Below are 16,738 nucleotides of genomic sequence, written 5' to 3'. Positions count from 1 at the left end.
GAGAAAGCCCGATGCCCAACCTCAAGGATCTCAAAAACAGGATCGCGTCGGTCAAATCGACCCGCAAGATCACCAAGGCCATGCAGATGGTCGCGGCAGCAAAACTGCGCCGCGCCCAGGATGCGGCCGAGGCGGCCCGCCCCTACGCGGAACGCTTCAATGGTGTGATGGCGTCGTTGGCCGCGTCGGTCGGAACAAGTGACAGCGCTCCCCGCCTTCTGGCGGGGACCGGCAAGGACGACGTGCATCTGCTGGTGGTCATGACCGCCGAGCGCGGTCTGTGCGGCGGCTTCAACACCAACATCGTCAAGCTGGCCAAGACCCGGATTGCCGAGCTGCGGGGCGCGGGTAAAACCGTGAAGATCCTGACGGTCGGCAAGAAGGGCCGCGAGCAGCTGAAGCGTGATTATGCCTCCCTCTTCGTGGGGCATATCGACCTCTCCGAGGTCAAGCGCATCGGCTACGGCAACGCACAGGACATCGCCCGCGATGTGCTGGGGCGTTTCGACGCTGGCGAATTCGATGTGGCGACGATCTTCTTTGCCAAGTTCAACTCCGTGATCTCGCAGGACCCGACGGCCCTCCAGATCATCCCCGCCAAGTACGACGGGGCAGCGGATGCGACCGAGGCAACCACGCTGTACGACTACGAGCCGGACGAAGAGTCGATCTTGGCAGACCTGCTCCCCCGTGGAGTGGCGACGCAGATCTTCGCCGCCCTGCTCGAGAACGGCGCATCCGAACAGGGTGCACGTATGTCGGCGATGGACAACGCCACGCGCAACGCGGGCGATATGATCGACAAGCTGACCATCGAGTACAACCGTTCGCGTCAGGCCGTCATCACGAACGAACTGATCGAGATCATCTCGGGCGCGGAGGCACTCTAAGTGGCGTCTTCGACCCAGCAGGCGATGAACCGGAATGGCAAGGAGGTCGGCGCGACGCGCGCCGGTCTTTTGTCCCGGTTCGGCAATCTCCGCATCGCGGAGACCGAGATCACCTGCGAGGTCGAATTCACCTTTGCCACCCTCGTCGCGGATTGGGACCGTTACGCCGACTGCCTGAACTCCTTTGCGGAGCGCGGGTTCACGGCACAGAATACCGAGTTTCTTGCCTTCGACAATTCCGAGGGCAACCGCGCGGATGGCTTCAGCTGGCTTCGGGCCACGCTGGCGCAGGCGCGCGGGCGTTACATCGTGTTCTGCCACGACGATGTCGAGGCGCTTGACGATTTCGAGACGCTGACGGGCGTTCTCGAACATCTCGAGACCCACGACGACCGCTGGATGATCGCGGGCAATGCCGGGCAGCGCCCGGCGCTGTTCGACAACGGCAAGCGCAAGCACACCCGCGTGCGCTACCTCAGCCACAAGCCGGGCAAACTCGACTTCAAAGGCTCCCTTCCGGAGCGGGTCGAGTCGCTCGACGAGAACTTCTTCGTCCTGAGGAGAGACCGGGCCCCCGTGGGTTCGATCGACCTCGACGGGTTTCACTTCTACGGGCCGGATCTCTGCCTCAACGCAGAGATCATGGGAGGGCACGCCTACGTCGTTCCCTTCGCCGTCTGGCACAAGTCGAAGGGAAGCTATGCGGAGGCGTTTCTCGATGCTCGTGACCGCTTTCGGGCGAAATTCGCGCGCTTCTTTCCGGGGCGTGTCTATCGGTCGACGACCACGACGATCCATTTCGGTCTGCTTGACTGGATCGCCGCGCTCGTGCGGCCCGCGGCGCAGATGCGACGCGCACCGGTGATGCCGGTCACGAAACCTAATCCAAGGGGGATGCGCCCGTGGCATGTCCTCGCAGAAGTTGAGAACCAGGAAGGGTAATACCTATGGCAAACGCACAAGGCAAAATCACCCAGGTGATTGGCGCCGTGGTCGACGTGCAGTTCAGCGACCACCTGCCGGCAATTCTGAACGCGCTGACCACCGAGAACCAGGGCAAGACGCTGGTTCTGGAAGTGGCTCAGCACCTCGGCGAAAACACCGTTCGCACCATCGCGATGGACGCGACCGAAGGTCTGGTGCGCGGCCAGGAAGTGGCCGACACCGGTTCGCCGATCTCGGTTCCCGTGGGCCCCGCAACCCTGGGCCGCATCCTGAACGTCGTCGGCGAGCCCGTTGACGAAGGTGCACCGCTCAACGCAACCGAGTTCCGCCCGATCCACGCACCGGCACCGGAATTCTCGGAGCAGTCCACCGAGTCCGAAGTCCTCGTGACCGGCATCAAGGTCATCGACCTGCTGGCACCCTACTCGAAGGGCGGCAAGATCGGCCTGTTCGGCGGCGCCGGCGTGGGCAAGACCGTTCTCATCATGGAACTCATCAACAACATCGCAAAGGTGCACTCGGGCTACTCCGTGTTCGCCGGTGTTGGCGAACGGACCCGTGAAGGCAACGACCTCTACCACGAGATGATCGAATCCAACGTCATCAAGCCCGACAACCTGTCGGAGTCTCAGGTGGCCCTTGTTTACGGTCAGATGAACGAGCCTCCGGGTGCGCGTGCACGTGTTGCTCTGACCGGCCTGACGCTGGCAGAACAGTTCCGCGACGCGTCCGGCACCGACGTTCTGTTCTTCGTGGACAACATCTTCCGCTTCACGCAGGCAGGTTCCGAGGTGTCCGCACTTCTCGGCCGTATCCCCTCCGCCGTGGGCTACCAGCCGACGCTGGCGACCGACATGGGCGCCATGCAGGAACGCATCACCTCGACCAAGAACGGTTCGATCACCTCGATCCAGGCCGTCTACGTTCCCGCGGACGACCTTACCGACCCGGCTCCGGCAACCACCTTCGCCCACCTCGACGCAACCACGGTTCTGTCGCGTGCGATCTCCGAACTGGGTATCTACCCGGCCGTGGACCCGCTCGACTCGACCTCGCGCCTGATGGACCCGTCCATCGTGGGTGACGACCACTACCAGGTGGCACGTGACGTTCAGGGTATCCTGCAGCGCTACAAGTCGCTCCAGGACATCATCGCCATCCTCGGGATGGACGAACTGTCCGAAGAGGACAAGCTGACCGTGGCCCGCGCCCGCAAGATCCAGCGCTTCCTGTCGCAGCCGTTCGACGTGGCAAAGGTCTTCACCGGCTCCGACGGTGTGCAGGTTCCGCTCGAGGACACCATCTCGTCCTTCAAGGCCGTTGTGGCCGGCGAGTACGACCACCTGCCGGAAGGCGCCTTCTACATGGTTGGCGGCATCGACGAGGTGATCGCCAAGGCCGAGAAGATGGCCGCAGAGGCTGCCTAAATCGAACCCTTTCGGGGGGCCTCTGCTGGCCCCTCGATAGAAGAAGGAGTTTCACATGGCAGACACGATGAAGTTCGACCTGGTCTCGCCGGAGCGCAAGCTCCTGTCGACCGAGGTCACGTCGGTGCAGATCCCCGGTGCGGATGGTGACATGACCGCCATGCCGAACCACGCGCCGACCATCACCACGCTGCGCCCTGGCATCCTGACGGTGGAAACCACCAAGGGGACCGAGCAGTTCGTCGTGACCGGCGGTTTCGCCGAGATCGGCGAGAGCATTTCCGTGCTCGCCGAGAAGGCCCTGCCGAAGGCGGACGTGGACCAGAAGACCTACGAAGCCCTGGTTGCCGAAGCCCACGAGGCCTACAAGCAGACCAAGGAAACTTACGTCAACGAGCCCGGCCCGGTGGACGAGGCAGCCAAGCTGCTGCAGGACATGGTGGCCGTGGGCACGCATATCGGGCTTGACCCGATGCAGCCCTCGCTCTGAGGTTTTCAGACCGTATCAAGGAAAGCCCCGCCCCCTCGGCGGGGTTTTTCGTTTCCGGTTATCCAGCGGCCACGCCTGCGGCGTGACAGGGCAACACCGAGACTGCGCCTCGGCGCGGATGAGGGGCGCTGCCCCTCAAACTCCCCGAGGTATTTTGGCCAGGAAGAAGCCCCAGTGTGGTGATTTGCGATAGGTTTGGAGGCATTGCAGGCGTTGCCATGCCACGGTACGCGTTTCTCAGTTTCCCGTCTTTCGCGGCTGATGTAAGCCAGCCCTGCGCCGCAGGAGACAGCCATGGAATTCAACATCGACCTCACGGCCCTTGTCCGGGAATTCGTCACCCTGTTTGTCGTGGTGGATCCCATCGGAACGCTGCCGGTGTTCTATTTTGCCACCGCCGCTGTCCCCGCAGCCTTGCATTGGAAATTCGCCGTGCGCGCCGTTCTGGTCGCTTGGTGTGTGCTGATCGGCTTTCTCATCGCGGGCCAGTTCCTGCTGGAAGCCCTTGGGCTGCGCTTCGGGTCGTTCCAGATCGCGGGAGGCATCGTTCTGTTCCTCTTCGCGCTGACCATGATCTTTGGCGAGAGCAAGCCCGAGCACGAGATCGAGGAGGCCGAGAAAAGCCATCTTGCGGGCGCGGTCTTTCCCTTGGCGATGCCCTCCATCGCTTCGCCGGGGGCGATGCTGGCCATCGTTGTCCTGACCGACAATCACGCCCATTCGATCCCGGACCAGATCGTCACGGGGCTGCTGCTGACGGCGGTCCTGGCGCTGACCCTCGGGCTGTTGTTGCTGGCGGCGCGTCTCAAAAGGGTGTTGGGCAGCACCGGGGCCAGTGTCATCAGTCGGGTGATGGGGATCATCCTCGCCACCGTGGCGGTGGATGCCGTTCTGGGTGGGCTGGACGCTGTGGGCGTCATGCAGGTCGAGGCGGCACCGGGGGCGGCGGTCACGATTTCGGAGTGATTCCGGGATAGAATGCCGCTATAGCCTTGGAAAAGACGAGAGAGCGGACATGCGCAAATTCAACAGCGCAAGCATTGGCGTTGAACAGGGTAACGAGGAAGTCTTTTCCGACTTCATGGATGGCGGCGAGATGTGGACCGGGAGCGGCGCGCGCGAGCGGCGTTGTCCCGTTGTGTTCAGCGAACCGTTCAAGAGCCGTCCCGTCGTGCATGTCGCCCTGTCGCTGTGGGACATGGATCAGGGCTCGAATGTGCGCGCCGACCTGACCGCTGACAAGGTCACCGAACGCGGGTTCGAACTGGTGTTCCGCACCTGGGCGGATACAAAGGTCGCCCGCGTGCGCATGAACTGGATGGCGATCGGCGAAGTCACCTCCGAGGACGACTGGGATCTGTACTGAACGGTTGCGGTCTCGGGCCGGATGCAACGAAAAAGGGGCCGCGAGGCCCCTTTGGTTTGCTGGATGAGCTGGTAGTCGGGGCTGTGTGCGCCCCGCCTTCCTCAGAGGATGCCTTCGTAGATCGGACCCAGCGTTTCGGTCTCGAACAGCGACGACACCGAGGTGCCATTCCAGATATTCAGGATCGATTGGGCGAACATCGGTGCGGTCGGCAGGACGCGGATGTTCGGTGCCTGCGACACCGGCCCGGTGGGCTGGATCGAATCCGTCAACACCAGCGTCTTCAGCACGGACTTGGTGATGCGCTCCACCGCCGGGCCCGACATGACACCGTGCGAGATATAGGCGTGCACCTCGGTCGCGCCGTGGTCCATGATGACCTCCGCCGCCTTGCAGAGCGTCCCGGCTGTGTCGCACATGTCGTCGACGATGATGCACTTCTTCCCGGTCACGTCACCGATCACGGTCATTTCCGCCACTTCACCCGGCTTTTCGCGGCGCTTGTCGACAATGGCCAGCGGCGCGTTGATCCGCTTGGCCAGTTCACGCGCCCGCGCGACGCCGCCCACGTCCGGCGAGATCACCAGCACGTCCTCGAGGTTGTCGAACTGTTTCTTGATATCCAGCGCGAAGATCGGCGAGGCATAGAGGTTGTCCACCGGGATGTCGAAGAAGCCCTGGATTTGCGCCGCGTGCAGGTCCAGCGTCAGGATGCGCTCGATCCCTGCGGTGACCATCATGTTGGCGACCAGCTTGGCCGAAATCGGCGTGCGCGCCTTGGTGCGGCGGTCCTGCCGGGCGTAGCCGAAATAGGGGATCACGGCGGTGATACGCGCCGCCGACGACCGGCGCAGCGCGTCGGCCATGATGAGAAGTTCCATCAGGTTGTCGTTGGCCGGGTTCGACGTCGGCTGGATGATGAACATGTCCTCGCCGCGCACGTTCTCGTAGACCTCGACAAAGATCTCCTGATCGTTGAACCGCTCGACGCGAGCGTCCACCAGTCCCACGGACATGCCGCGGTACAGGGACATGCGGCGGGCGATGGCTTCGGCCAGCGGGCGGTTGGCATTTCCGGCGATCAGCTTGGGCTCGATGACGGTGGGCATGGGCAGCGTCCTTGCTAGGGAGGATGACGGATTCGTGACGAGTTGCGCACCCGTTAACACGGGCCTAGGGTGCTGCACCAGCATACGTGCGGCACGGGAAAGGGAGGCGCGACATATGGCGCGGGTTGACTACTATCTGTCGGTGATTTCACCCTACTGCTACTTTACCGGAACGCGCGCTGCCGAGGTCGCCGCAAAGCATGGCGTCGAACTCGTCTACAAACCGCTCGATATTGCGGCGTTGTTTGCCCGCACCGGCGGGGTGGCGCTGTCGGAGCGGCCTCAGGCGCGCAAGGACTACCGCCTGCAGGAACTGGCCCGCACCTCGAAGAAGACCGGCCTGCCGTACAATCCGCAACCGCTGTATTTCCCGGCCAATGCCGCGCCCGCGTCCTACGCCGTGATCGCGGCGCAGAAGGCGCATCAGGCGGACGGGCAGGGCGATCTGGCGGGCCTCATCTTTTACATCCTGCGGGCTTGCTGGGCCGAGGAGAAGGACATCTCGCAGGACGAGGTGATCGGCGATTGCCTCGAGGCGGCGGGGTTTGACCGTGGGCTGACCTTCACGGGGATGCTGTCCGGGGCGGAAACCTATGCGCACAACCTCGAAGAGGCGGTGGACGCAGGCGTCTTCGGTGCGCCCTTCTGGGTCTGCGAGGACGGAGAGCGCTTCTGGGGCCGTGACCGGCTGGAAGATCTCGACGCGCATCTGGCGGGGTCGTTGTGATGGAGCTGTTCATTCGCGAGATGGGGCAGGGGGACACCCCCGTGCTGGCACTGCACTGTGGTCTGGGACAGTCGGGCATGTGGCGCGGCGTGTTCGGCGACATGCCCGGCGTCCACGTTACGGCGCCTGATCTGCCGGGCCATGGCAAGAGCCCCGGTTTTCCCGAAGGTGTCGACGTCCATGACGCGGCCACGGACGCGGTGCGCCCGCTGTTGTCCGACGGGATGCACCTCGTGGGCCACAGCTTTGGCGCGACCGTGGCTTTGCGGCTGGCGCTGGAGGCCCCGACGCGCATCCGGTCGCTGACCCTGATCGAACCGGTGTTCTTTGCTGCCGCGCCCGATGGCCCGGTCAAGGCCGATCACCGTGCCGCCGAGGAAGGCTTCTTCGCCATCGCGCAGGCCGGTGACGGCATGGCCACAGCGGAGGAGTTCAACCGACTGTGGGGGGGCGGTGTGCCTTGGGCGAAGTTCCCCGAGCAGGTGCAGCAGACCATGGCGGCGCAGATGCCCTTCGTGTTTGCGACCGAACCCAGCCTGTGGGGCGACCGCGCCGGGATGCTCCGCCATGGCGGTCTGGAGGCGCTGTCCTGCCCCGTTCAGCTGATCCGTGGCGGACGCACAGTCCCGATCATCGCGCAGGTGCACGCCGGGCTTTTGGCGCGCTTGCCGAATGCACGGGAAACCGTGGTCGATGGCGCAGGCCACATGCTGGTTCTGTCGCATCCTCAAGCGGTGGCCGATGGTGTGACCGACCTTCTGGCCCGCAGCGGGGAAGCTGAACGGATGCCGTCCCCGGCTTCTTTGGTTTGAAAATACCTTGGGGGGGGGCCGTAGGACGGGGGCAACGCCCCCTCGCGCGCACCGCAGGTGCGCGCCGGTCGCCCCGGCGCAGCCGGGGTGAAATCCCTCAGGACTTCTTGCCCACCTTCGGCTCGGTGCCCTCGCGTAGCCGGTTGATGTTTTCGCGGTGGCGATACAGCACGATGAACGTCAGCATCAGCGCCACGAACGTCAGGTCGGTCCGCCCCAGCAGCAGCGTCCACGGCGCGACGGAGGCCGCCGCCGCGATGGCCCCGACCGAAGAGATCTTGGACAGGTAAAACGCCGCGAGCCATGTGGCGCAGCACAGCAGTCCGATGGGCCAGGCCAGCGCCAGCATGGTGCCGAGGAAGGTCGCCACGCCCTTGCCGCCCTTGAACTTCAGCCAGACCGGGAAACAGTGCCCCGCCATGGCTGCCAGCCCCGCCAGTTGCGCGGCGCTTTCATCCTGCGCCAGCCACCGCGCCAGCAGGACCGCCACCGCGCCCTTGCCGCCGTCCAGCAGCAACGTCGCCAGCGCGGCGCCCTTGTTGCCGGTGCGCAGCACGTTTGTTGCACCGATGTTGCCCGACCCGATCTGGCGCAGATCGCCAAGGTTCATCGCACGCGTGATGAGGATGCCGAACGGCACCGATCCCAGCAGGTAGCCAACAACGATCCAGAGCGCGAGTGTCATGGTCAGGCCTCGTAAACGCGGGCGCCGGAGACCCATGTGCCCAGCACCTTGCCCTGCAGGCGGGCTCCGTCAAAGGGAGTGTTCTTGGATTTCGACTTCAGCTTGAAGCGGTCGATCACCACGGGCTTGTCCGGGTCGAACAGCACCAGATCGGCAGGCGCACCCACCGCCAGCCGCCCGCAGTCCAGACCCAGCCGTTTCGCCGGGTTCAGTGACAGCGCCCGGAACAGACAGGGAAGCGACAGGTCGTCGGCATGGGTGAGGCGCAGCAGCACCGGCAGCATGGTCTCCAGCCCCACGGCACCGGGCGCGGCCTCCTCGAAGGGCAGGCGTTTCGATTCCTCGTCCTGCGGCGTGTGGAAGGAGCCGATGATGTCGATCAGGCCCGAACGTACCGCCTCGACCAGCGCCTTGCGGTCGTCCTCCGATCGCAGCGGCGGCGTGACCTTGAAGAAGGTGCGGTAGTCGGCCAGGTCCATCTCGTTCAGCGTCAGATGATGCATCGAGGTGCCTGCGGTGACGTCGAAGCCGTTCGCCTTGGCCCGTTCCAGCGCGGGCAGGGCACGGGCGCAGGTGATCTGGTCTGCGTGGTACTTCACGCCGGTCATCTCGACCAAGGCGATGTCACGGTCCAGCCCCATGCGCTCCGCCATGGGCGACACGGCGGGCAACCCGCGCAGCGAGGCGAACTTGCCCGAGGTCGCCACCGCGCCCTTGGACAGGCCGGGGTCCTGCGGGTGGCCGATCACCAGCGCACCCAGAGAGCGGGCGTAGGTCATGGCGCGGCTCAGCACCTTGGTATCGGTGACCACATGGGTGCCATCGGTAAAGGCCACGGCCCCCGCGTCCATCAGAAAGCCGATCTCGGTCATCTCGCGGCCTACGCGGCCCTTGGTCAGGGCGGCCATGGGCAGGACGTGGACCTTGGCCTCGTCCTTCGCACGGCGGCGGATGAAATCGAGCGTTTCCGGCGAGTCGATGGGCGGCAGCGTGTCGGGGCGGGTGACCATGGTGGTCACGCCCCCCGCAGCGGCGGCCTGTCCGGCTGTGCCGTAGGATTCCTTGTGCCGCTCGCCGGGTTCGCCCACCTTGACGCCGATATCGACAATGCCGGGCGCGAGGCACTTGCCGCCACAGTCCACCATGTCGGCGGAGTCCGTCATGGCTGCTTTCAAGGCTTCGATGTCCGAGGTCTGCGCCGCGATGCCGGTGATCCGGCCATCGACGACAAGCAGCGCGCCGAGCGTGTCGCTGTCGCCTTCGGGGTCGATCAGGCGGGCGTTGAGAAAAAGGGTCTGGGGCATGACGAGCGGCTCTTGAACGGTTTGCACATGCTCTACGGCATATTTTGCGGCTGGGAAACCCGCGTGAACCAAAGGCGGCGCGCTGCGCGCGCCACAGGGTCAGCACCTTCGGTGCGAGGGGGGCTCTGCCCCCGTCCCCTGCGGGGACCCCCCCGAGGGTATTTGTGAAACCAAAGAAGCAGATGCGGTGCGCTTTGGGTTTCTTCTTGGCTCAAATACTCAAACTTTACAGCGCTCGTGGGAGCGCCGCGTTGATGGTGTTTGCGGTGGCTTGGGGGTCGCGCTGGAATTTCACCAGGTGCTTGTGGCCGTCGCGGGTGATGACCTGCACTGCGCTGCCGATGGCGCGGGCCTTGGCGATGTCGGTCAGGGGGATCGTGCGGTCATGCGGGCCATCGAGGTGGGTGTCCGTCAAGGTCCAGCTTTGCGTCAGGGTTTCGTCCATGAGGAACCACCCTCGCAGGACAACCGCTGCGAGGCCACCCACGGCGCCGGTCCAGACATGCAGGTTTCCCATGAGCCAAAGCACCAGCATGCCCGCAGCCATGGCGATGGCCGCCATGGTCCAGTGGGTTTTGATGTAGGTGGCGCGGTCGGGGGTGAAGGTCATGAGCGGTCCTGTCGCGCTTGTTGCATCATGCGGTGCACCTCGGGCGCGTCGGGGATGCGTTCGAAGCCTACCGGTGTGCGTGTGGTGGTTCTCTTGTGGCGTGACACCCGTTCCGCGAACCAGACGGACCCCAGCCCTTCGCCGTGCTGCTCGCGGGTCAGTTCGCCGATGCTGTGGTCCTTCAGGCGGCGGCTTTGCAGCGGCAGGCTGGTGATGATGAAGGCGCGGCGGTCGGTCAGCACGTAGACGGTGCGGGAGCGGCGAAAGCTGTCCCAGAAGACATGCAGACCCATGTTGTAAAGCCCGATCGCCACGAAGATCAGTCCGAAAAGTGGGAAGAGTTGAACGGGGGCCTCGCGGATGCCCTCTGTCAGGAAGAGGGCCATGCGGATCCAGAAGAGGGCAAAGCCGGTGACGAGGATGCCGATCAGTATCCGGGGCAGGCTGACATCCTGTCGTGTGATGCGGACATCGGGGTGGCCCGTCCAGAGGACGCGCTCGGACGGGTCGAGCAGGTGTTTGAGGTCGCTGCCCGCGCTCACAGCACGAGGGCCAGCACCGCGGCGACGAAAACAGCGAGGCCGATCAGGGCGAGTATGATCGGTTTCGACAGGCTGCCCATGGCGGCGGGGGCACCGCCGCTGCCCTGGCCTTTGGCGCCGGACGAGCGGATGCTGGCGGAGCGGCCTTTGGCCCCGGCGGCGGACCAGCCGCCGATGTAGCTGAGCGGCGTGTTGACGTGCAACTCCTGCGAGGTGTTTTCGAAGGCTTGTGGCGGCAGGATGACCACGTGGCCGTCCAGCCCGTCGACGCGGGCGCGGTCGGAACCCAGTGCCTTGGGCGGCAGGTCGTAGGCCTCGGACAGGTACTGCGAGAGGGACATGTTGCCGAGGTCGCGCAGATCCACCGTTTCGACGAAGGCGGGGGAGAGCTTTGTCGCGCCCAGCCCGTATTTCAACGGCCACTCGCCGGTGCCGGCCATGGTGGTGAACCGTTCGATGGCGCGCGCAGGCAGGTCGATGTGGAGCAGGTGCACCGTGCTGGTGTCGGAACCGTTGATCTGGACCTGGGTCATGGGGCCTCTCGTCGAAAAGGGTTTGGGCGAATGATACGGTGCGCGCGGTGCGCCCCGTCGCGGACATCAGGCGCTGAGCTGTTTCGGGTTGGCGCGCAGGTTGCGGGCCAGCAGGTCCATGGCGGCCATGCGCACCGCGACACCCATTTCCACCTGGTCCTGGATCACCGAGCGGTTGATGTCGTCGGCGATGGTGCCGTCGATCTCGACCCCGCGGTTCATGGGGCCCGGGTGCATGACGATGGCGTCATCCTTGGCATGGGACAGCTTCTCGGCGTCCAGCCCGTAGCGGTGGTAATATTCGCGCTCGGAGGGGATGAAGCCGCCGTCCATGCGTTCCTTTTGCAGGCGGAGCATCATGACGACGTCTGCGTCCTTCAGGCCTTCGCGCATGTCCTCGTAGACCTCGGCGCCGAATTCGTTGATCCCTGAGGGCATCAGCGTGGCGGGGCCGACGAGGCGGATGCGGTTTTCCATCTTGTGCAGCAGCAGCAGGTTGGACCGGGCCACGCGGGAGTGGGCCACGTCGCCGCAGATGGCGATGGTCAGGCGGTGCAGGCGGCCCTTGGCGCGGCGGATGGTCAGCGCGTCCAGCAGCGCCTGCGTCGGGTGTTCGTGCCGCCCGTCACCGGCGTTCAGCACGGCGCAGTTGACCTTTTGCGCCAGAAGGTCGACCGCGCCGGAATGCGGGTGACGCACCACCAGAAGGTCGGGGTGCATGGCGTTCAGCGTAAGGGCCGTGTCGATCAGCGTCTCGCCCTTCTTGATCGAGGACGCCTGCATCGACATGTTCATCACGTCCGCGCCCAGCCGTTTGCCCGCCAGCTCGAACGAGGCCTGCGTGCGGGTCGAGTTCTCGAAGAACATGTTGATCTGCGTCAGCCCCGCCAGCGCCATTGCGTGCTTCTCGCGCGAGCGGCCGAGCGCCACGTATTTGTCCGCGAGGTCGAGAAGGGTGGTGATTTCGTCGGGGCGCAGGGGTTCGATGCCCAGAAGGTGGCGGTGGTCGAAACGCATGGGGACTCCTGCTTTGGTCGGAGACGTGTTTACGGAGCGCGTGCGGATGCCGCAAGTGCGGCGTGGTCAACCTTTGTGCAGGAGGCGACACACCGCCGTCATTCGTGACCCGCGCAGGAGTGATTTTCCTTTGCCGCTGGCGGGGGTAGGGTGGTGCTCATGGAATCGGCAATGCACACCGGACTGGACTGGTACGCCGCCCGCGCGGCGCTGGAATGGCAGATGGAAATGGGCGTCTTCGAGGTGATCTCGGAGGGGCCGGTGGACCGTTTTGCCATCGAGGTGGAGGCGAAGGCCGCCCGCGAGCAAAAGAAGCGCGGTGGCACCGGTGTTGCAGCGCCGATCGTTCAGGAACCCGAGGTCGATCCGGTCGCCGAGGCGGCAGCGGCGGCCAAGGCCGTCGGCACGCTGGACTCGCTGAAGGCGGCACTGGCGTCCTTCGAGCATTGCGAGTTGAAGCGCGGGGCGCGTAACCTCGTGTTCTCGGACGGGGTGCCGGGGGCACGGGTGATGATCGTGGGCGAAGCGCCGGGGCGCGACGAGGACCTGCAGGGCAAACCCTTTGTCGGCAAGGCGGGGCAGCTCCTGGACCGCATGCTGGCGGCCATCGGGCTGAACCGGGCCGAATCCGTCTACATCACCAATGTCATGCCGTGGCGTCCGCCACAGAACCGCGATCCGAAGCCCGAGGAAATCGCCATGATGAAGCCGTTCCTGGAGCGGCACATCGCATTGGCGGAACCGGACGTGTTGGTGATCGTGGGCAATATCTCGTGCCAGGCGTTGCTGGGCAAACGGGGCATCACGCGGCTGAGGGGGCAATGGGCGGAGGCCTGCGGCAAGCCCGCGCTGCCGATGTTCCACCCGGCCTACCTGCTGCGCAACCCCGCCGCCAAGCGCGAGGCCTGGGCGGACCTCTTGGAACTGAAGGCGAAACTGGGCGCATGACCGCCCCTGATGTGAGACCCGAGACATGATCGTCGATCCCGTGATGCTGCTTGCCTTCCTGCCCGCCGGACTGGCGCTGAACATCGCTCCCGGCCCGGACATGCTGTTCTGCATGGCGCAGGGGCTGCGGGGCGGGCCGCGCTGTGGCTGGGCGGCCTCGGCGGGGGTGACGGCCTCGGGGATGCTGCATGTGCTGGTGGCGGGCCTGGGCCTTGGCGCGTTGGTCGCCGCGATCCCCGGTGCCTTCGACGTGATCCGCTGGGCGGGGGCGGCCTACCTCGCCTATATCGCCTACAAGACCTTTCGCACGCCGCTGGCCGGGGTGAACGCGCCGACGCTGTCGCCGCTGAAGGCCGCGCGGCAGGGGTTCTTTGTGAACCTGACCAACCCGAAGTTCATCCTGTTTGTCCTCGCCTTCGTGCCGCAGTTCGTGAACCCGGCGGGCAACGTGCTGGCGCAGTTCATGATCTTTGGCGCGATGATGGGCGTTGGCGGGCTTATCGTGAATGGCCTCGTTGGCCAGTTCGCGGGCAAGCTGCGCACCTACCTGCAAGGTGGGACAAAGACCGAGAAGGGCCTGCGCTATGCCTGCGGTACGCTGTTCGGCGGGCTGGCGCTGCGGTTGGCTGCATGAGGCTATGGATCGCTGCCGTGGCGCTTTGGCCCTTGGCAGCGCCCGCACAACAGATTGATTACGCGGCGATCTTTGAACAGCAGGAGGCCGAGGTCGCGCCCGGCGGTGACATCGACGGGCGCGCGGTGGACCTGCTGAGCATGCCCGGCGGGATCGAGCTGCGCCGCCTCAACGGGCCGAATGGCGAGGTGAGCTATACCGGCATCGACTCCAGCGGTCTGGGTGCGGTGGGGTGTCTTTACGAGATGTATTTCGAACTGGTGGCCATGGGGCGCTACTGCCCCTGGACCCCGCCGAAGGCCGAAGGCGCCGTGCTGGAGGCGCGTCTGCGCCGCATCGCGCGCTTTGTAATGGTTAACGGCGTGCCCGCGCAGGACCCCGATGGGGTGGAGGCGTTTCTCGAAGCGGAAATGACCCGTTGGCAGCGGGACATCGGGACGCAGGCCTGCGCCGATCCGGGCCATGGTTTGCAGGGCTTCGCGGGCGCGCTGGCGTCTGAGGGATTCGGCGCTGTGCTTGACACCGCGCTGTCGGTGCCGAGATTGCCGGTGTCGCAACCCTGCCTGTGAAGGAGCACACATGTCGCGTATCGACGAGAGCAAGGAATTCATCCCGGTCCGCATCGCGGTGCTGACCGTCAGCGACACGCGCGGTCTGGCAGAGGACCGTTCCGGCGACACGCTGGTGCAAAGGCTGACCGAGGCGGGTCATATCCTCGCAGATCGCAAGATTGTGAAGGACGAGCGGACCGAGATCGCGGACCTCCTGCGCGCGTGGATCGCCGATCCGGCGGTCGATGTGGTGATCTCCACCGGTGGGACGGGGTTGACCGGGCGGGACGTGACCGTCGAGGCGCACAGGGATGTCTACGAGAAGGAGATCGACGCCTTCGGCACGGTCTTCACCATGGTTTCCTTCAATAAAATAGGCACATCCGCGGTGCAGAGCCGCGCCACGGGCGGTGTCGCCGGGGGGACTTACTTGTTCGCGCTGCCGGGCTCGACCGGGGCCTGCAAGGATGCTTGGGACGAGATCCTGAAGTGGCAGCTGGACTACCGCCACCGCCCCTGCAACTTTGTCGAAATCTTTCCAAGGCTGGACGAGCACAAGCGACGGAAGTGATCCGCCTGTGCGTATAATGACGTAAAGTCTTGGCAGGGGCCGGGCATTCTGTACATGGAATGTGTGAGGGGCCGTACCCGCCCGACGCTGACCGACGCTGCCGGACCCGAGGAGGAGACGCATGCGCTTTTTCCGCAAGAGCCTGACGGGGCTCTTCCTGTTTGCCCTGACGCTCGGCCTGCTGGCATGGGCGGGCATCATGGTGCGCGAGTCCGTGCAAGCCAAGATGAACGCCGAGCCGCGCAAGCGCCCGGCTCAGGAACGCGTGTTCAGCGTGAACACCGTGACCGTGACCCCCGAGACGGCGGTCCCGGTTCTGTCGGTCTTTGGCGAGGTGCAAAGCACCCGGACGCTGGAACTGCGCGCGGCGGCCTCGGGGGCGCTCATCGACCTCGCGCCCGAATTTGTCGAGGGCGGGCAAGTCGCTGCGGGGCAACTCTTGGGCCGGATCGACCCGGCGGATGCACAGGCGGCCTTGGACCGCGCGGAAAGCGACCTGCTGGACGCGCAGGCCGAGGGGCGCGAGGCGGCGCGCGCCATCGACATCGCCCGCGATGAACTGACCGCCGCCGAGGAACAGGTCACCCTGCGCGCGCAGGCGCTGAAGCGGGCCGAGGACCTGCTGGTTCGCCGCGTCGGCACCGAGGCGGCTGTCGAGACCGCCGAACTGGCGCTGTCCTCGGCACGGCAGTCGGTGCTGAACCAGCGGCAGGCGGTGGCCAGCGCCGAGGCGCGTATCGACCAGTCCGCCACGGCGCTCCGCCGTGCCGAAATCGCCCGCGAAGAGGCACAGCGCCGCGTCGCCGACACCGAGATCCGCGCCGAATTTGCCGGGACTTTGACCGATGTGACCGTGGTGGCCGGGCGGCTCGTGTCCACGAACGAGCAACTGGCGCAGCTGGTGGACCCGGCGGCGCTGGAGGTGGCCTTTCGCGTGTCCACCCCGCAATACGCGCGGCTGATCGACGAGGCCGGGCGGCTGCGTGATGCGCCGGTGTCTGTGGTGATGGACCTTTACGGCACATCGCTGAAGGCCACGGGGCGGCTGTCGCGCGAAAGCGCCTCGGTCGGGGCGGGGCAGACGGGGCGCTTGCTGTTTGCCACGCTGGACGCGGCGCGGGGCTTCAAACCCGGCGATTTCGTCACGGTCGAGATCGAGGAACCGCCACTGGAGCGGGTCGCCCGCCTGCCGGCCACCGCGCTGGGCGCGGACGGGGCAGTTCTGGCGCTGGACACGGAACAGCGGCTGGAGGTCGTCCCCGTGACGCTGGAACGCCGTCAGGGCGACGACGTGCTGGTGCGCGCCTCCGCGCTGGCCGGGCGCGAGGTGGTGGCGGAACGCACGCCGCTTTTGGGTGCGGGGATCAAGGTGCAGCCGATCCGCCCGGACGGCGCGCCCGCGCCTGAACCCGAGATGGTCGAACTGACCGCCGAACGCCGCGCGGCGCTCGTGGCCTTTGTCGAGGGCAACCAGCGTATGCCCGCCGAGGCCAAGACCCGCGTGCTGGCGCAGCTGCAACAGGACAAGGTCCCGGCCGAGGTGGTCGCCCGCATCGAACAGCGGATGGGAGGCTGAG

20 protein-coding genes are annotated in these 16,738 nt (G+C 65.6%); 13 read left to right on the top strand and 7 right to left on the bottom strand.

Features of this window, described 5'->3' with window-relative positions; genetic code table 11:
• The first annotated feature begins 11 nt into the window (after positions 1-11).
• The 6 genes from ACP16H_RS10705 to ACP16H_RS10680 all read left to right on the top strand — a co-directional run bounded on the left by ACP16H_RS10705 (position 12) and on the right by ACP16H_RS10680 (position 5,118).
• Positions 12-890 (top strand): F0F1 ATP synthase subunit gamma, encoded by an 879-nt coding sequence (locus ACP16H_RS10705; RefSeq protein WP_425072280.1) that lies wholly within the window; start codon positions 12-14, stop codon positions 888-890.
• The gene (locus tag ACP16H_RS10700; RefSeq protein WP_425072279.1) at positions 891-1,832 is read left to right on the top strand and encodes a hypothetical protein; all 942 of its coding nucleotides are present in this window, start codon (positions 891-893) and stop codon (positions 1,830-1,832) included. It begins immediately after the preceding gene.
• Between the two features lie 5 nt (positions 1,833-1,837).
• Positions 1,838-3,262, top strand: a complete 1,425-nt coding sequence (gene atpD, locus ACP16H_RS10695) for a F0F1 ATP synthase subunit beta (protein ID WP_425072278.1) — start codon at positions 1,838-1,840, stop codon at positions 3,260-3,262.
• Positions 3,263-3,317: 55 nt separating this feature from the next.
• Complete coding sequence (locus ACP16H_RS10690; protein WP_425072277.1) at positions 3,318-3,752, top strand: F0F1 ATP synthase subunit epsilon; 435 nt, start codon at positions 3,318-3,320, stop codon at positions 3,750-3,752.
• Between the two features lie 294 nt (positions 3,753-4,046).
• A complete protein-coding gene (locus ACP16H_RS10685) occupies positions 4,047-4,718 on the top strand; it encodes a MarC family protein (RefSeq protein ID WP_425072276.1) in 672 nt (223 codons plus the stop codon).
• Between the two features lie 49 nt (positions 4,719-4,767).
• On the top strand, positions 4,768-5,118 hold the full coding sequence (locus tag ACP16H_RS10680) for an H-type lectin domain-containing protein (protein ID WP_425072275.1): 351 nt from the start codon (positions 4,768-4,770) through the stop codon (positions 5,116-5,118).
• Between the two features lie 101 nt (positions 5,119-5,219).
• Here ACP16H_RS10680 and ACP16H_RS10675 read toward each other — a convergent pair whose 3' ends face one another.
• Positions 5,220-6,227, bottom strand: coding sequence for a ribose-phosphate pyrophosphokinase (locus tag ACP16H_RS10675; RefSeq protein ID WP_425072274.1), 1,008 nt, complete (start codon positions 6,225-6,227; stop codon positions 5,220-5,222).
• A 115-nt stretch (positions 6,228-6,342) separates the two neighbouring features.
• On the opposite strand from ACP16H_RS10675, the gene ACP16H_RS10670 reads away from it, so the two are divergent.
• A complete protein-coding gene (locus ACP16H_RS10670; protein WP_425072273.1) occupies positions 6,343-6,954 on the top strand; it encodes a 2-hydroxychromene-2-carboxylate isomerase in 612 nt (203 codons plus the stop codon).
• Positions 6,954-7,766: an alpha/beta fold hydrolase gene (locus ACP16H_RS10665; RefSeq protein WP_425072272.1), complete on the top strand. Its 813-nt coding sequence runs from the start codon at positions 6,954-6,956 to the stop codon at positions 7,764-7,766. The genes ACP16H_RS10670 and ACP16H_RS10665 overlap by 1 nt, the downstream gene beginning before the upstream one ends.
• A 97-nt stretch (positions 7,767-7,863) precedes the next feature.
• Here the strand turns inward: ACP16H_RS10665 and plsY are convergent, their stop codons facing one another.
• The 6 genes from plsY to ACP16H_RS10635 all read right to left on the bottom strand — a co-directional run bounded on the left by plsY (position 7,864) and on the right by ACP16H_RS10635 (position 12,457).
• On the bottom strand, positions 7,864-8,451 hold the full coding sequence (gene plsY / locus ACP16H_RS10660) for a glycerol-3-phosphate 1-O-acyltransferase PlsY (protein ID WP_425072271.1): 588 nt from the start codon (positions 8,449-8,451) through the stop codon (positions 7,864-7,866).
• A 2-nt stretch (positions 8,452-8,453) separates the two neighbouring features.
• Positions 8,454-9,755: a dihydroorotase gene (gene pyrC, locus ACP16H_RS10655; RefSeq protein WP_425072270.1), complete on the bottom strand. Its 1,302-nt coding sequence runs from the start codon at positions 9,753-9,755 to the stop codon at positions 8,454-8,456.
• A gap of 226 nt (positions 9,756-9,981) precedes the next feature.
• Positions 9,982-10,365: a hypothetical protein gene (locus ACP16H_RS10650; protein ID WP_425072269.1), complete on the bottom strand. Its 384-nt coding sequence runs from the start codon at positions 10,363-10,365 to the stop codon at positions 9,982-9,984.
• Positions 10,362-10,907, bottom strand: a complete 546-nt coding sequence (locus ACP16H_RS10645; protein WP_425072268.1) for a hypothetical protein — start codon at positions 10,905-10,907, stop codon at positions 10,362-10,364. The genes ACP16H_RS10650 and ACP16H_RS10645 overlap by 4 nt, the downstream gene beginning before the upstream one ends.
• Positions 10,904-11,440, bottom strand: coding sequence for an aspartate carbamoyltransferase catalytic subunit (locus tag ACP16H_RS10640; RefSeq protein WP_425072267.1), 537 nt, complete (start codon positions 11,438-11,440; stop codon positions 10,904-10,906). The genes ACP16H_RS10645 and ACP16H_RS10640 overlap by 4 nt, the downstream gene beginning before the upstream one ends.
• 66 nt (positions 11,441-11,506) lie before the next feature.
• Positions 11,507-12,457, bottom strand: a complete 951-nt coding sequence (locus ACP16H_RS10635; protein WP_425072266.1) for an aspartate carbamoyltransferase catalytic subunit — start codon at positions 12,455-12,457, stop codon at positions 11,507-11,509.
• A gap of 171 nt (positions 12,458-12,628) precedes the next feature.
• Here ACP16H_RS10635 and ACP16H_RS10630 point away from each other — a divergent pair, with 171 nt between their 5' ends.
• The 5 genes from ACP16H_RS10630 to ACP16H_RS10610 all read left to right on the top strand — a co-directional run bounded on the left by ACP16H_RS10630 (position 12,629) and on the right by ACP16H_RS10610 (position 16,737).
• Positions 12,629-13,405 (top strand): uracil-DNA glycosylase, encoded by a 777-nt coding sequence (locus tag ACP16H_RS10630; protein ID WP_425072469.1) that lies wholly within the window; start codon positions 12,629-12,631, stop codon positions 13,403-13,405.
• A gap of 25 nt (positions 13,406-13,430) precedes the next feature.
• Complete coding sequence (locus ACP16H_RS10625) at positions 13,431-14,039, top strand: LysE family translocator (RefSeq protein WP_425072265.1); 609 nt, start codon at positions 13,431-13,433, stop codon at positions 14,037-14,039.
• The gene (locus tag ACP16H_RS10620; RefSeq protein WP_425072264.1) at positions 14,036-14,608 is read left to right on the top strand and encodes a hypothetical protein; all 573 of its coding nucleotides are present in this window, start codon (positions 14,036-14,038) and stop codon (positions 14,606-14,608) included. Before ACP16H_RS10625 ends, ACP16H_RS10620 begins: the two co-directional genes overlap by 4 nt.
• Before the next feature lie 10 nt (positions 14,609-14,618).
• Positions 14,619-15,161 carry a molybdenum cofactor biosynthesis protein B gene (gene moaB, locus ACP16H_RS10615; protein WP_425072263.1) on the top strand — a complete coding sequence of 181 codons (543 nt, stop codon included), beginning with the start codon at positions 14,619-14,621 and terminating at the stop codon, positions 15,159-15,161.
• Positions 15,162-15,282: 121 nt separating this feature from the next.
• Complete coding sequence (locus ACP16H_RS10610) at positions 15,283-16,737, top strand: efflux RND transporter periplasmic adaptor subunit (protein WP_425072262.1); 1,455 nt, start codon at positions 15,283-15,285, stop codon at positions 16,735-16,737.
• Position 16,738 lies beyond the last annotated feature (1 nt).

Source organism: Sagittula sp. S175, from assembly GCF_049800975.1.
Classification (GTDB): domain Bacteria; phylum Pseudomonadota; class Alphaproteobacteria; order Rhodobacterales; family Rhodobacteraceae; genus Sagittula.
This window is presented reverse-complemented; position numbering and strand designations above follow the sequence as displayed.